Source organism: Bacteroidia bacterium, from assembly GCA_033391075.1.
Taxonomy (GTDB): Bacteria; Bacteroidota; Bacteroidia; order J057; family J057; genus JAWPMV01.
On sequence record JAWPMV010000001.1, the window covers coordinates 6,738,867 to 6,753,436 of the forward strand.

Sequence of the window (14,570 nt, forward strand, 5' to 3'; positions counted from 1 at the left end):
CTCATTAGTATGTTTATCCATCACGTATTTTTCTGGTTAAAAGAAGGAGCTGATCACGCAGCATTTAAAGCTAGTCTGGATGCCCTCATCAAAAGTCCTATGGTTAAAGAAGCTCATGTGGGCCTGGCCGCTAAATCAGATCGGGAGGTCGTAGAAGATTCCTTCGATTTCTCTTTGCTTGTCTTTTTCGAAACCAAAGAAAAGCACGACATCTACCAGACTACAGACGAAGTTCATCAGGTCTTCATTGATAGCTGCAAAGATATGTGGACCAAGGTCCAGGTTTTTGATGCGATTTAGATTTAGCTCGCACGTTTGGGCTTAGATCCCATACGCTCAGGACAGGATTGGGCAAAAGCCGGCAGAATCTGTAGGCGATGAAAGCAAACACCGCCTTTATTCAGATCGAAAAAATACTGGAGGAATTGAACCTTTGAATCACAAAGGTGTATGTACACTTGAATTCGGATTCAAGCTATATTCACCTATATCAAAAAATACGTTCAAGATGTATAAATTCCTTCCCATCTTTCTCCTCTTTTCTTTTGGACTACAGGCACAAACGCCTCAGAAGGTGTACCGGATCACCAAAGAGATGAAAAAGCCTGAATGGTACCAGGAACAAATACAGGCATGGAAAAAAGTGGTCGAAAAGAATCCCAAAAATGGAGATGCCTGGATGAATTACTACTGGGCTACTAGAGCAGGAGGACAGGTTTCAGGAGGTCCCTGGCCACAAGCAGCCATGGAGAAAGTAGTTACTGACCTTCAGAAAGCTATGCCCAATAGTTTTGAATACTACTTCCTCTCATCCTTTACCAATGGATCTGATTTCGATGAGAAATTAGAAATGCTCAAAAAGGCCTATGAGGCAGATCCCAGTCGCCTGGAATTGAATGAAGAATTTGCCCTTCAATATGAAATCAAAAGAAACCTGGGCAAACGTAAAGAATTCAACCTCAAATGGTACCAAAGCAATGAGCTTTCTCCTCATTTGCTAGCCATCAATTACAATGTCTTGATGAGCCTGGATCGCAATGCAGTAGTTATTACCCATGGCGATAATGATACCATGCCTTTATGGCTTCTGCAGGACGCTTTGGGAGTAAGACCGGATGTTACGGTTATCAATGCTTCTTTAGCTAATCTGCCAAAGTATCGCGCCAAACTTATGGAGCAGCTAGGCATTTCTAAAAGTAAAGCTGAGCAGGTAAAAGTAGATGTACCTTCTATGGTTAAATTCCTGTCTGCAGAAAATATCCCGGTACATATCGTTCTGACTTTAAAAGAAAGCCTATATGAGTCCATCAAATCGGATTTGTATATGGTGGGACTGACCTCAAAATACAGCGAGAAAAGGTTTGATAATATCCGTGTGCTGGCCGATAATGTGGAGAATAAGTTTCGAATGAATCATATTGAGGATATCTTCTCCTATCTTTCCCCTGAATCGACGGTACGCTACCACATGGGAACATATTTAGCTCCCCTCATGCGATTGCAAAAGCATTATGAAGAGAAGGGAGAGAAAGGAAAGGCAAAAATCAATAAAGATCGACTCCTGCAAGTAGCAGAAAGGTGCGGGAGAACAGAGGAAGTCAAAAAATGGCTATCCAGATAGTGAAAGAGATTCAGCAGAGAAATATCAAAAACGGGCTGCAAATCCCGGATGAAATTCTCATCGGGCGCATTGCTGCACTCGATGAGGCTGCTTTTACGGAAATCTACAATCGCTATTCGAACAAGATGCTGCGCTACTTTTATCGCATGCTCAAACAAAATCCCGAGATCGCCCAGGACTTTGTACAGGACCTATTTTTAAAACTCATCGAGAAAGCGGATGCATTCAATCCCAAACTCAAATTCTCGACCTGGTTCTATACCCTGGCTTCCAATATGGTAAAAAATGAATACCGCAAATGGAAGGTTCGTGATCTCTATGACCAGGAACAAAGCCTGCATCCAGGTAGTTTTGATCCTGATCTGGAAAAGCAATTGGATGTCAAAGCTTTTAATCAGGAATTGATCAAAGCATTGGATCTACTTTCACCCGATCAAAAAAATGCCTTCATACTCAAGTATCAGGAAGGTCTGTCTCTCAAAGAAATAGGCCAGATCTGTCGATGTGCAGAAGGTACGGTGAAATCGCGCTTGTACTATGGTTTACAAAAACTGGCAAATAAACTCGCCATTTATCGTTCTTAAGATTTAATACCTAAAAGGATGAAACATATATTTTCTGAAAGTGATATTTGGGCGCTGATCGAAGAAAAAGACTTCGCCCAATTGAGCGAGCAGGAGAAAAAAGAAGTCCTGCAATTTATGAGCGAGAAAGATTACCTCCATCAGAGGGAATTGCATCTCAGTATCTCAGAAAGCTTATCAGTTCTGCCTCCGGAATTGAAGATGAAGCCTGCAGTTGCCTCTCAGATTTTTGAGCAAGGGAAAAAGAAAAGAAATTCTCTGATCAAGAAATTTGCTCGCTTTCAAATTCCAGCCTGGCAAGCCGCTGCCGCTGCTTTCTTTATGGCTTTTGCCTTCTATACCTGGGGAGCTACTTCTCCGGTCAATCGAACTCAAAGCAGCCCTTCTGGTTTTACCAATGACAGTCTGGCTGGGATTTCTTTGGAAGAGGACAGTTCCCTTAATAGCTTTCTGATTGAAATTTGATTTGCGTTTATGTTGCAGGAAATCCCCATCGTGGATGCTGAAGTTTTGTATGATCCCATTTTTCTTTCTGTTGAGGAAAGTGAAAAGCTCTTTATGCATTTGTTAAATGAGATTCATTGGGAACAAGACGAAATCATGATGTTTGGGAAAAAAGTCCTGCAACCTCGTAAACATGCCTGGTATGGAGATGAAGGTATAAGCTATACCTATTCTGGTCTGGAAATGAAAGCCAGATCCTGGACAGCTCCCCTCAGAGCGATAAAGGAAAGGATTGAAGAAGTATTTTCCGCAAATTATAATAGTGTCCTCTTAAACCTCTACAGAGATGGCAAGGATAGCATGGGATGGCACAGCGATGATGAAAAGGAATTGGGAAAGAATCCTGTGATTGCCTCTTTGAGTTTGGGACAAATCCGTCGCTTTCACCTAAAGCATAAGCAAAAAAAAGAGATCGAACCCCTCAGATTTGATCTCGATAATGGGAGTTTGCTCATTATGGCAGGAAGTACGCAGCATTTTTGGAAACATCAGATTTCTCGTACCGCTAAAGAAGTACAGCCACGCATTAATCTTACCTTCCGATTGATAAAATAAGGCGATTCATTTCGCTCTCCTCAAATCGCTTAGGCTAGCTGTTTTAGGGTTTAGCTTTTCTTGTCGTTAGTACAAATCTCTTCCTGGAAAATATTCCATATACACGCCTGCAAACAAAGGTTACACGCTGAATAATTAGGCCTTCCAAGTTTGGTGTTTTTTAGGTATTGAGTGGGTTTCAGAAACTCATTTACAAATTATTACCTATGAAAAAAATCAGCTTAATCCTTTCTTTTTTACTTTTTATGTCTTCTTTTCAGAGCCAGGCTCAAGAAGACTTTTTTACAACTGAGGGTGTTGCCCTTTCAAATCTAGATCAGGACTTGATTGCTGTTTCTTTCTTGCGAGCAAACTTCGGCTCAAGGGACAGAAGCTTTTACATCGTAGTGAATCAAGGACAGGATTGTATGAATGTCAACGGAATAATGAATCGTGTGAAATTTGTTAAAAGCTGTGGGGGCTTACTAGATGAAAACGGAGAACCCATCAAAATAGCAAACTATGTGAAAGCCTTGAATCTCCTGGAAAAACAGGGATGGAAATTGCTTACGATTGCTGTTGATACCGGATTGGAAGGACAGTCAGAACCTGAATCGCATCAATATATATTCAGGAAAAGAGAAGTCTTCAGTCCTTAAGAAAAAAGAAAATGGCCTTGCACGCATGTCTAGCTTGAATTTGTAGAAACTCAATGCTCTTCATTGCTAAGAAAGAATTGGAATAGCTGAATCCGGTTGATTATATCGACCGGATTTTTTATTGGACCTAAGTTATTTGGATTTGCCGCCAATCAATCTGGCAAGCCAAATGAGGGCTATTGCACCAAAGGTGGCTGTCATTACCGATGGAATCAATCCTGAACCGGCAAAGAAACCCAGTTTCCCAATCATCCAGCTACCAAACATCCCACCTATTAAACCGAGGATCAGATTTCCAATTAGTCCGTGCCCTCTTCCTTTCATGATTTGGCCGCTGAGCCAGCCTGCGAGGATTCCTACTATTGCACCGTAAAGCATGTTGATGTGATTTTTATTAAAGCTATTGTTTAGCTGCATTTTAAAGACGTAGGGGAGTAGGGAAAGGTTTAAATGGATTAAAAATTAGCGTTCAATTGCTGGGCTGCAATTATATCAGCTTTTCCAAAGTTGTCATCCTGGTCTTAAGCCAAGAGCCGGGATCTCTTGCAAGCTCAATGAATAAGCTAGTGATCCCGGATATCTGATAGATTCTGGGATGACAGACTATTTGGTTCTAAGTAGCCTGTCACATTTATCTTGCGAAGGGCCCTAAGAGAAGTAAAAACAAGGAATGAAAAAGTGAGAAGGAGGTTTTCAGCAAGTACTACTTGCCCGTTCTCTCAAATTAGACATCTACATTCTTAATTCCTTGTTCCTTGTTCTTCATTAAATTCAGGTCCCTCGACTGGGCTCGTGATGACACAGTTTGTTTAGCCTTTAAACCCAAAGGAAAATGCCTCCTCAGATATAAATCCGAGAAGGCATCAAAGTGGGTTAATTAGATTGCTTCTTGAGAAAAATTAGGGGACTCAATCCCAATTTGGGAGAGTCAACCCTAACCCCTAGCTTCTGTATCTGGCGTAATGCCTAAAGACATTACAATAGTAGGGATTAATATTTCACAATGCAAACTATTTTTATTTTGTAATAAATACAGGGTGGAAATATCAAGCTTCTTTTGGTTCTTTTTTACTTAACCAAAAATTGTTATAGCCTTCGCCTATGGTCATAGACAGCTTCTGGGATTGTACCAGTTCGAGGATAGCTAAGAAACTGAATACCACGTAAATGCGGTCTCCGACTTCCATAACAAATGACACAAAATCAAAGCGATCTTTTACAATCACTGCTTCAAGCATCCGATTTTTTATATCAGTTACAGTGTAAGGATATTGGCGAATTACATGCTTGGGTTTCTGCAATTGTTCGTGATGTCTCTCCCAAATTCTTTTGAAGGCACGCATCAATTTGTAAAGATCCATTCCCACCAATTCTTCTTCGGGATATTCAGTTTTGAGAAAGTACTTTTCTTCTGCTTTTGCGAAACCTCTAGTCTCTCTCAATTGTTGCTCTTTTTCCATATTGGCGATATCCTCAAGTACAGATTTGTAGCGTTTATACTCGATCAATCGTTTTACCAACTCTTCCCGTGGATCTACAACTTCTCCTTCTTCATTGAGGACAGGGCGGGGGAGAAGCATCTTGGCTTTGATGCGCATCAGGGTGCTGGCCACCAGAATAAACTCTGCAGCCAACTCAATATTGCGAGCCTCCATTTCCTGGATATAGGAGAGGAAGTCTTCAGTTACTCTGGAGATAGGAATGTCATAGATATCAATTTCATCTCTTTCGATGAAAAATAGCAGAAGGTCGAAGGGGCCTTCAAACTCCGGCAAATTGATTCTATATGTGGCTTCCACCTGAGACATAAGGCCGTCAAGATACAATATTCAACAATTAATTGAAGGAGAAGTAATCCACAGTTTGTGGGGAAGTGAGAAAAGGAAAGAAGGGGATATTCTCAGATTCTATTTTAGAATATTCAAGAGGTGAGTGATAGAATTTTGAAAGCGCTCTCGATCATGATTAAATTTTACTTCCTGCTTCATACCCATCACAAAAGTCATCAACAAATCAATAAATGAATCCCGATCAATTTTGTAATCCCAATTTAGCTTCTTTAGATAAGTTGAAAACTTTTTATGAATCGCCTGATGATGCCCCATTAAACTCTCCCTAATAAAATTATCTCTCCCACCTAATTCAGCACTGGTATTAGCAACCAGACAGCCTTTTCTTTTTTCATCGGAAAGCATTTCATCCAGGATTGCTGTCAGGATTTTCATCAAGGCTGCTTTTATATCTTTTTCCTCAGTAAATACTTTTTCAAAGGCTTCCAGTCTCATTGACATATAAAGATCTAAGCAGTTCTCAAAGAGCTTTCGTTTGCCCTCAAACGTATCGTAAAAGCTGCTTTTACTGATCCCCAAAAAAGAAGTCAAATCCGAAAGAGAAGTAGCTTCATAACCTTTTTCCCAAAACAAAATCATGGCCTTATTCAGGGCCTCATTTTTATCAAATGATTTAACTCTTGGCATAAAACTTCTTTCAACAAAGATAGAAAAAAAATTATACCGTACCGATTGGTCCAGTATTTTTATTATATTTGGACCGATCGGTTCAGAATAATAAATAAAGTGATCATGAAAAGAAATATATACAAAGCTTCGATAGCTATTGTAGGAGGATTGTTGCTATTGATTATTGCAGTGTTTAATACTCCCTTTTTCCTCTCCGACATCAGACCTGATGAATTTCGTGGGGATTACACGCTCAGCCATTCTGGGAGGCCGTTTTTAGAGAAAAGTCAGCTCGCACACGGGATGCAGAAATGGATGAAGCAGGATTCTATCCTCTTCGAAATAGAGCATGACATTCAAAATCCTTTAGCAAAATTCAAACTCGCTCCAGATGATAACTCCCTCCATCGATATTCGATGATCAGCTTTCCCAAAAATAGAGGATCTTCATATTATCGATCTACAAAGACGGATCCTTCTTATCTCATTGGCAAGGATGAACAAGGAGTTTATAAGGAAAGTAATGGAGGCAGAGCCTACGATCAACATAATATTGATTTCTTCTATCATGCCATCCTTCACTTGTTTGAATTTTCATTTGAGATGAATTCGGCGGACATCCTGGAATATATCGGAGAAAAAAAGATGAAGGCCAATACCTATGATCTTGTGTTTGCCAGTTGGGAAACGATCAAACCCTCAGCAGACTATGACCAATACATTATCTGGATCAACCAGGAAACCGGACTAATCGATAGATTTGATGCTACAGGTCGTGGAATCATGCCTTTTGCAAAAGCCAAAGTAGACTTTGAATATCCTGATGTCAAAGGAGCGGTGATTTTTCCAAATCTGGTGAGGGTAAATTCTGCAGGTTTTGATGAAAAAGAGATTATGAGACTCCGCTTGCTCTCAGTCGAGCAAAATTGATGAATGAAATCAATCTCTGCCCAGATATTGAAACATCCGTACAGACAGGATTTTATTCCCCCGAAAGCTTATTCAATTCAGATCTCGCCTGATTGGAAAACTTTCCTCCAGCTGTAGCGATCTTCATAAGAAGCTTTTTAGCAGCTGAGGATTTCCTACGTGCCAAATATACCAAAGCCAATTCCCACTGCGCATACTCATAAGTAGGAGAGTCTATATGTTTGATCGCTTCTTTCAGGTAGTCGGTAGCTGTTTTCATTTGGGAGAAATTGCGGTAAATGCTACCTGCATAATAATTGGCGGCCGGATGCTCAGGTGAGCTTTGCATAACTTCCTTTAGATAAACCAGCGATTTATCGAACTGAGCGGACTCATATAGCTTGACAGCTTCCAGCATCAAATCAGCGAGGTGCTGGCCTTTAGAAATTTTGCCAAATACACGGTCTTCTTCCGACTGCTCTGGAAATTCAGGGCCGTTGTCGTCCAGTCTTTTTTTGCGGGGTGCTGCATTTGCTTTCTGCTCACGCCCCTCATTAAAAGCTTCTGTATCAATGGCTTTTTCCTCCAAAGGAATGCTACTCAACTCTTCTTCACTGAGAACTTTGAGCTTTTCCTCATCTTTTAGCAGGCTTTCTTTTGCTTCAGCAATTTCTGATTTATTAATAGGCTTTGCAGCTTCTATTTCAAGGCTCTCTTCTTGTTTGCTTCTTCCCTTGGCGAGGACTTCTTCTTTCGCTATTTCAGAAGCAGATGCTCCCAAGTCATTCTCTTCATCATCCTTATTCCTCAGTTCGACTGGATTTTCAACAATAAAATCATCTGCCGATGGAGGCGGAGTGGCGGTAGCAGTATTGGCATCTCTCAGGATACTTGAGGCAGGAGCGTCTTCTACTCGAGCGTTAAATTGAGGACTATTATTCGCGTCAAAAACTACGATCTTCTCATCCTGAGCTTCTTCTTCTTTTGCTTCTTTCTCTTCACCTGCTGATAGGGGAGGAGCGATGATTACGTCTGGATTATTGGGAGCCTGAACCTGTGTTTCTTCTACAGTATTTGCATCAGCAAGAGAAGAGCTTTCCTGAGCAGGTTCACTCATTCTAATTACCCAGACCGTACTGATAAGTACGGCCACAGCAGCTGCCGCCGCAACATAGTAATTGGTAAAGCGAAAATTGTTGTGCTCAACACGTGAACGTCTTTTGGAAAGCTGATCCCGCTTCTTGATGTATTTGTTGAGCTTTGTTTGAGAACCTTCTGTGATCCTTCCCAAAGCCACTTTCATCGCCTCTTTGTCCTCTATCAGAGAAAGCCCTTCCATCGCATCAGCCAGGATGGGATCATTGGCAAGGTTCTCTTCCATCTCCTTGCGCTCCTCTTCACTCAAACTCCCCTCAAGGTAGCGTTCCATCAATTCAAGATTGACGACTTCTGTATCTATATGTGGAGTATAATCACTCATTTCATTTGTTCTAAGAGCTACTGGCCATGTTCTCCAGATGCTTCTTTAAATTTCTTTTACCATTCTGAATGTAGCTCTTCACTTTTTTCAGGTCATAGCCTGTCATTTCAGCAACTTCTACATAGCTCTTCTTCTGCAGGTAAAACAGCTTGATACATTCCTGCTGCCCCTCATTGAGCATGGTAATTGCTTCTTCCAGATTGCTTAGCTGAATCTCTTTTTCATCTATAAGATCAAATTCAACCCCATTTTCCACAATTCCCTGCTGCATATCCTGATAATTATCTTCCTTGTGTCGCTTGCGCTTTTGTTTATCAAGAAAGACCAGACACTGATTTTTACTTACGGTATGCAGCCAGTACTTAAAATTCCTGACTTCGTACTTAGGTAAGTCCTTCATCAGCTTCTCAAAGATCACCATAGACATATCTTCCGCCTCCATAGGATCTTTCAGATATTTCATGCATACCAGGTATACCATATGGGTGTAACGCTCAAATAATTCCCCTACATACTCAGCCTCCCCGGAATCTTTATATCCCTGGACCAACTCATCATCGGAGCGCTCTTTTATATGCTTCTTTTTGCGGAAAAACATGAATGAATCTGCTCTAATATACGAGAATCAAATGGAAAAAGCAGCTTCTCAAAATGCAAGAAGCCGGGTTCAAATAGAATCCCGGCTCCTTATATTCTCTTCAAATATCTTATTTGCGGAAAAGACCTTTACGGTAGAAACGGAACTGGCCTCCTTCGTCTCCTACACTTTTCAGTGGACTCCCTTTTGGTGTTTGAGCTGTGTTGCGCTCTACTACAGAACGAACATTGTCAATCAACTCCTGCGCACCGAAACTATCTTTACGATTGTTGGTGAGGTAACGGAGCAGGTAGCGGGCGAAAGGACTGTTTTCTCCAGGCTGTCCATCCCATACTTTCTCAATGTCTCCAGAAGTGAAGGCCCATCTTGAACGAGCTTCTTCATTGATTACGCCTCTCGTATTGGCGAAGAGAGAACCTGCATAACAAGCATCAGCGATCAAGAGGGTGTTCTTGGAGTTGATGGTGCGTAGGTAATCGTGGATGGTTGAGTTGCGGATGAAATCAGGAATCTTATTCAGTCTCGCATTTACTGGTACCCAATATCCCAACTCAGACTGAGGATCGTAGAAACCATGTCCTGCATAATAGATGAGGAGGTTGTCATGCGGTCCCACTTTGTCCTGAAGGGTTTCGAAAGTTTCGAGGATATTTTCACGAGTTGCTTCGCGATTGTAAAGGGTAATTACATCCGTAGCATTGAACTGATATTCGGCAGTCAATACTTGCGTGATATCATCACAATCTTTTACTGCATTGTGAAGACGGTTCCAATATTTGTATTCATTTACTCCGATCAGCAGGAGGTAGCTTTTTCCTTGCTTGGTGCTATTACCAATTCCGGAATTGTAGTAACTACTAGCATAGCTGTCTTTATGAGGAGTATATTTTCCAGGTCTTGTTTCCGGCTGATACGCAACTGGAGCTTGCGGCTCCGTGTATTGCATGCGGAATTTTTTGCGAGAGATATTTTCGAAACGATCTTTCGCAACGATCTCGATAGAAGAAACTCCACCTCCCATAGGAAGTTTAACTCTTGCTGAGAATTCTCCATCTTCAGAAACCGTGATATTTTGTTTGTTGATGGTCAGGGCAGAAACACCTGATACATCATATACAGTTCCTCTGATTACCTGGCTGGGATTTTCAAATTCCAGAATTCTATCATCCGTAATGTTGATCGGCTGATTCAGGGTGATTTGAGGACCATTTCTGTCTGTAGTGCGGATTTCAGAAACGCGGATGTTATCTACTTCAACTGCTGTATTTCCACCAACCGTAAAGCCAAAGCTATTTCCAAACAGCTCCTGCGCTTCCATTTCATATACTTTTTCCTGATTGATGAAGAAGTACCATTTGTCGGATACCTTTCTTACCATCAGGGTATTGTAAGCATGTTTGCTGTATCGAGACCCAAAGTATTGCCAACGCTGGAAGTCGAATGGACGATTTCCTGTAAACTTGGATACTTTGAAACGATTGCGGGGATTAGTAGGATTGAAGAAGAAACCAAATTCGTTTCCTCTTACATCGCGACCGAAGGTTAGCCCTGTTACACTTCTGTCATCTCCTTTTACAAAACGAATGCGAATTTCAATCTCATAGTTACCCGTTTGGTTCATGGTAACTGGACGATGCTTTACATACGTAAAAGAAGTCAGAGAGGCACAGTAGTATTCTCCGTCCTGAATTCTTTCCTCTAAATACATAGAGCCCAGATCCCAACGGTTCCGGTTATCGTCGAATTCATCATAAAATACATTTACCTTATCGGCTTTAGGTATACCGAAATAATCTTTAGGTTTCCAATTTCTCTGAGAGAAAAGAGAACCATTAAAGACAAGTAACAAGGAAAAGAGCAAGTAATAGATGTTGGTGAAAGGGCTTGAAATGAGTCTCATGTTACAATTTCGTTCTTCGGTCTTTGCTGCATCTATTTCCTTCAAGAATAACCATTCATTTTTGGAAGAAAAGCAATTTCCGGGTTTTATCCCTGAACTGCAAGTTCCCGTTATTTTTGATTCAATAAATAATGAAAAAAATGCGTCGAAAGCAGATGAACCTACTCCCAAAGCTTACACACTTTTCATCAAATAACTATACCGGCGGGTTCGATAGGGTAGAAAGTAGTTTTAAAGTATCTACATTATCCGCAAAATCACTCAAAGCTGGATTTTGTGCGTATCCGTATGCGGTTTTTTGACCCACGATAATTTGGATATCATCACGGTGCTTCGCCAACAGTTCTTTATCTTCTCCTTCTTGCTGAATATGTACCCCGAACATCAATCCCATACTGGCAAAAGAGAGGTGGGAGGAATTATCGACCAGTATTTTAGGAAAAGCCTTAAAATTTCCACCCAACTGCTCTAGTCTACTTCTTTCATACAAAACCCGTTCCAAATAAAATGGATTGAGTAAGTTTTGTGGATAATCATTTAATATTTCGTAGAAAGTTTGCAGATCAGCTTCGGGAAAGATCAACAAATTGCTTACGTTTCTGCAACCCAGGCCATTATATAGAAAAATATCCTTCGCCAGGCCCTTCATTTCATCTTCACTCATTTCCGCCTTTAATAAACCTACACTAAATCGATTTTTGCGAATAAGCTTGGGAGTCTGTGGGTATTTTGCTTCAATGTATCGTGCAGTATTGTTGCTTCCGGTAGAAATAAGAAAATCACATTCTTCCACTTTCTCCACTAACAGGAGATAATCCTGGATTTCCGGAAAGATCTCAATCCACAATTTGCGAACATGGCTAATGAGGACGCTATCCCGGTGAGAGCTTTTCAACAGACATCTATGTCCTGCCAGTAGCGTCATCAATATATCATGAAAGCAAACCAGTGGGAGGTTGCCCGCAGCAATTACAGCTACCTTTTTAGGGGGATATTCGTAAATGGGATAATTTGCCAAAAATTTCTCAAGCCTCTCCTTTTGCAGCCAAATTCGAATTCCTTCCAGGGAAGATTGTATATAATAAAGCGTGAACCAGGGATTCTCTTCCACTGCTTTTTGTATGATTTCTTCCGGAAATTTTTCAATATGGAGCTCTTCTCCCAGCTTTAGTAAGCTGTTCAGTATTTCTTCTCTCGATATAGATGGACGATTATTCAATTGTCAACAAAGATATCAATCGGCCAACAATATCGCATGCATGCCGTAAAGCAATTGGATAATTAGCAAAACATTCAAGAAAACAGATTGTTAATTAATCGAATAAGCTTATTTTTGCCCTTCAAATTCAAATTAGAATAAAACGGAATTATGGCCATCATTATAACAGATGAGTGCATCAATTGCGGTGCTTGCGAACCGGAATGCCCAAACAACGCCATTTATGAGCCTGGGGTACCCTGGAAATTCTCTGATGGTACAGATTTGAGCGGTTCTATCGACTTTGGCGACGGAACTTCTATTGAAGCTGACGACGAACAGGAAGCTGTATCAGATGAGGTGTATTATATCACTCCTTTTAAATGTACCGAATGTATCGGTTTTCATGAGGAACCTCAGTGTGCAGCCGTTTGTCCGGTTGATTGTTGTGTTCCTGATCCCGATTACGAAGAATCAGAAGAAGAATTATTGCAGAAAAAAGATTGGCTTCATATAGAGTAGTCTCTCTATAGGTGAAAGTCCAAAGAATATGTAATTTGCCTTCCCGAGTACTACGGGAAGGCAATTGTTTTTCAGAGCTATGTCTAATTCGGAACTATCGTCCAAATACGAGACGGTTATTGGACTGGAAGTCCACATTCAGCTAAAAACTAATCGAAAAGTTTTCGCACCGGAGAATTTCGTTTTCGGAAGTCCTCCCAATCAGCATGTATCTCCGGTAAGTATGGCCCATCCGGGAGCCCTTCCTTCCCCCAACCTCAGATGTATCGAACATATCGTAAAGTTGGGACTGGCAATCGGATGTGAAATAGCCCAAAATTCCTATTTCGCCAGAAAGAATTACTTCTATCCCGATCTTCCCAAAGGCTATCAATTGTCTCAGGATACCCTGCCAGTAGTGGGAGAAGGAAAAATGGATATATATGTGGATGGGAAAGAGAAGAAAAGTATCGAGATTGAGCGAATCCACCTGGAAGAAGATGCGGGAAAATCTATCCATGATATTCATCCTAGCCAAAGTTTGATCGATCTCAATCGCGCCGGCGTTGGCTTAGCCGAATTGGTTACAAAACCGGATTTACGCTCTGCACAGGAAGCTGGTGCCTTTTTGGCCGAAATCAGACGAATAGTTCGCTATTTGCAAATCAGTGATGGTAATATGGAGGAGGGCTCCTTACGCTGCGATGCCAATGTTTCTGTCATGCCTAAAGGATCCGATACCTATGGAACCCGGGTAGAGATCAAAAATATCAATTCTATCAGCCAGGTAATCAAAGCCATCAATTATGAAAGTGGCCGGCAAATGCAATGCGTGGATAGGGGAGAAGCTTTGGTACAGGAAACGAGGACCTGGGATGTGGCCAAAGGAAAAACGGCTCCGATGCGTGACAAGGAGACAGCGGATGATTATCGCTATTTCCCTGAGCCAGATTTACAACCCCTCAAAATCAGTCAAGCCAAGATTCTAGATATAAAAGCAGAAATCCCCCGTTTACCTCAAAGCAGATTTCTCCAATACATAGAGGAGTATAAAATCGCAAAAAATGAGGCCCAAAGCCTGGCCGATCAGCGTGAAGTCTCCGATTATTTCGAAGCTCTAATCCCCTTTACTGATAGCCCAAAAACTGCTGCCAACTGGGTACTGGGTCCGGTAAAAACCTGGCTCAATGAACATAATGAAGACATAATCAATTTCCCCATACAGGCAAAAAAACTGGGTGACCTAAGTCAATTGGTCAAGTCAGGAAAAGTGAACCTTAATGCTGCCAAGGAAGTCATTTTCCCCAGACTATGTGAAAATCCGGAAGGAATTCCTGAAACGATCGCTCAGGAAAATGATCTTATCATGGAGTCCGCAGAGAATGAATTGCAGAATGCAATGGAGAGTTTGATAGAAAAATTTCCTGCGGAAGTAAAAAAATATAGAGGAGGAAAAAAGAATCTGGCAGGCTTTTTTGTAGGACAATTGATGAGGCAGTTTAAAGGAAAAGCAAATCCAAAAGAAGTGAATGAAGTAGTACGAAAGTTGCTGGAAGGCTGAGAAAAATCAGCATTTACTTGACAATTTCGCAGTTTCTGCTTTATTCTGACTTGAGGAAAAAT

At 41.2% G+C, this 14,570-nt stretch carries 16 protein-coding genes; 9 read left to right on the top strand and 7 right to left on the bottom strand.

What is annotated here, in order from left to right:
- Window positions 1-9 precede the first annotated feature (9 nt).
- From R8P61_26955 to R8P61_26980, 6 genes are all read left to right on the top strand, one after another.
- Window positions 10-300 carry a Dabb family protein gene (locus tag R8P61_26955; protein MDW3650744.1) on the top strand — a complete coding sequence of 97 codons (291 nt, stop codon included), beginning with the start codon at window positions 10-12 and terminating at the stop codon, window positions 298-300.
- Window positions 301-508: 208 nt separating this feature from the next.
- A complete protein-coding gene (locus R8P61_26960; protein MDW3650745.1) occupies window positions 509-1,621 on the top strand; it encodes a hypothetical protein in 1,113 nt (370 codons plus the stop codon).
- Window positions 1,606-2,205: an RNA polymerase sigma factor gene (locus R8P61_26965; protein ID MDW3650746.1), complete on the top strand. Its 600-nt coding sequence runs from the start codon at window positions 1,606-1,608 to the stop codon at window positions 2,203-2,205. The genes R8P61_26960 and R8P61_26965 overlap by 16 nt, the downstream gene beginning before the upstream one ends.
- 18 nt (window positions 2,206-2,223) lie before the next feature.
- Window positions 2,224-2,670 carry a hypothetical protein gene (locus R8P61_26970; GenBank protein MDW3650747.1) on the top strand — a complete coding sequence of 149 codons (447 nt, stop codon included), beginning with the start codon at window positions 2,224-2,226 and terminating at the stop codon, window positions 2,668-2,670.
- A gap of 9 nt (window positions 2,671-2,679) precedes the next feature.
- Window positions 2,680-3,264, top strand: coding sequence for an alpha-ketoglutarate-dependent dioxygenase AlkB (locus R8P61_26975; GenBank protein ID MDW3650748.1), 585 nt, complete (start codon window positions 2,680-2,682; stop codon window positions 3,262-3,264).
- Between the two features lie 206 nt (window positions 3,265-3,470).
- Complete coding sequence (locus R8P61_26980) at window positions 3,471-3,902, top strand: hypothetical protein (GenBank protein MDW3650749.1); 432 nt, start codon at window positions 3,471-3,473, stop codon at window positions 3,900-3,902.
- A 132-nt stretch (window positions 3,903-4,034) separates the two neighbouring features.
- On the opposite strand, the gene R8P61_26985 is transcribed toward R8P61_26980, so the two are convergent.
- From R8P61_26985 to R8P61_26995, 3 genes are all read right to left on the bottom strand, one after another.
- Window positions 4,035-4,280 (bottom strand): GlsB/YeaQ/YmgE family stress response membrane protein, encoded by a 246-nt coding sequence (locus tag R8P61_26985; protein ID MDW3650750.1) that lies wholly within the window; start codon window positions 4,278-4,280, stop codon window positions 4,035-4,037.
- 668 nt (window positions 4,281-4,948) lie between these two features.
- Window positions 4,949-5,710: a segregation/condensation protein A gene (locus tag R8P61_26990; GenBank protein MDW3650751.1), complete on the bottom strand. Its 762-nt coding sequence runs from the start codon at window positions 5,708-5,710 to the stop codon at window positions 4,949-4,951.
- A 99-nt stretch (window positions 5,711-5,809) separates the two neighbouring features.
- Window positions 5,810-6,379 carry a TetR/AcrR family transcriptional regulator gene (locus R8P61_26995; protein ID MDW3650752.1) on the bottom strand — a complete coding sequence of 190 codons (570 nt, stop codon included), beginning with the start codon at window positions 6,377-6,379 and terminating at the stop codon, window positions 5,810-5,812.
- Between the two features lie 105 nt (window positions 6,380-6,484).
- Between R8P61_26995 and R8P61_27000 the strand changes: the two genes are divergently transcribed.
- Entirely contained in the window at window positions 6,485-7,291 is an 807-nt protein-coding gene (locus R8P61_27000) for a hypothetical protein (GenBank protein ID MDW3650753.1), read from the top strand.
- A gap of 52 nt (window positions 7,292-7,343) precedes the next feature.
- Here the strand turns inward: R8P61_27000 and R8P61_27005 are convergent, their stop codons facing one another.
- The 4 genes from R8P61_27005 to R8P61_27020 form a co-directional block, all read right to left on the bottom strand.
- On the bottom strand, window positions 7,344-8,750 hold the full coding sequence (locus tag R8P61_27005; GenBank protein ID MDW3650754.1) for a hypothetical protein: 1,407 nt from the start codon (window positions 8,748-8,750) through the stop codon (window positions 7,344-7,346).
- Between the two features lie 10 nt (window positions 8,751-8,760).
- Window positions 8,761-9,348 carry a sigma-70 family RNA polymerase sigma factor gene (locus R8P61_27010; protein MDW3650755.1) on the bottom strand — a complete coding sequence of 196 codons (588 nt, stop codon included), beginning with the start codon at window positions 9,346-9,348 and terminating at the stop codon, window positions 8,761-8,763.
- Between the two features lie 109 nt (window positions 9,349-9,457).
- A complete protein-coding gene (locus R8P61_27015) occupies window positions 9,458-11,248 on the bottom strand; it encodes a caspase family protein (GenBank protein MDW3650756.1) in 1,791 nt (596 codons plus the stop codon).
- 196 nt (window positions 11,249-11,444) lie between these two features.
- Window positions 11,445-12,467: an acyl-CoA reductase gene (locus tag R8P61_27020; protein ID MDW3650757.1), complete on the bottom strand. Its 1,023-nt coding sequence runs from the start codon at window positions 12,465-12,467 to the stop codon at window positions 11,445-11,447.
- Window positions 12,468-12,617: 150 nt separating this feature from the next.
- On the opposite strand from R8P61_27020, the gene R8P61_27025 reads away from it, so the two are divergent.
- Together R8P61_27025 and gatB are read left to right on the top strand one after the other, a co-directional pair.
- On the top strand, window positions 12,618-12,968 hold the full coding sequence (locus R8P61_27025) for a 4Fe-4S dicluster domain-containing protein (GenBank protein ID MDW3650758.1): 351 nt from the start codon (window positions 12,618-12,620) through the stop codon (window positions 12,966-12,968).
- Window positions 12,969-13,047: 79 nt separating this feature from the next.
- Entirely contained in the window at window positions 13,048-14,508 is a 1,461-nt protein-coding gene (gene gatB, locus R8P61_27030; GenBank protein ID MDW3650759.1) for an Asp-tRNA(Asn)/Glu-tRNA(Gln) amidotransferase subunit GatB, read from the top strand.
- Window positions 14,509-14,570 lie beyond the last annotated feature (62 nt).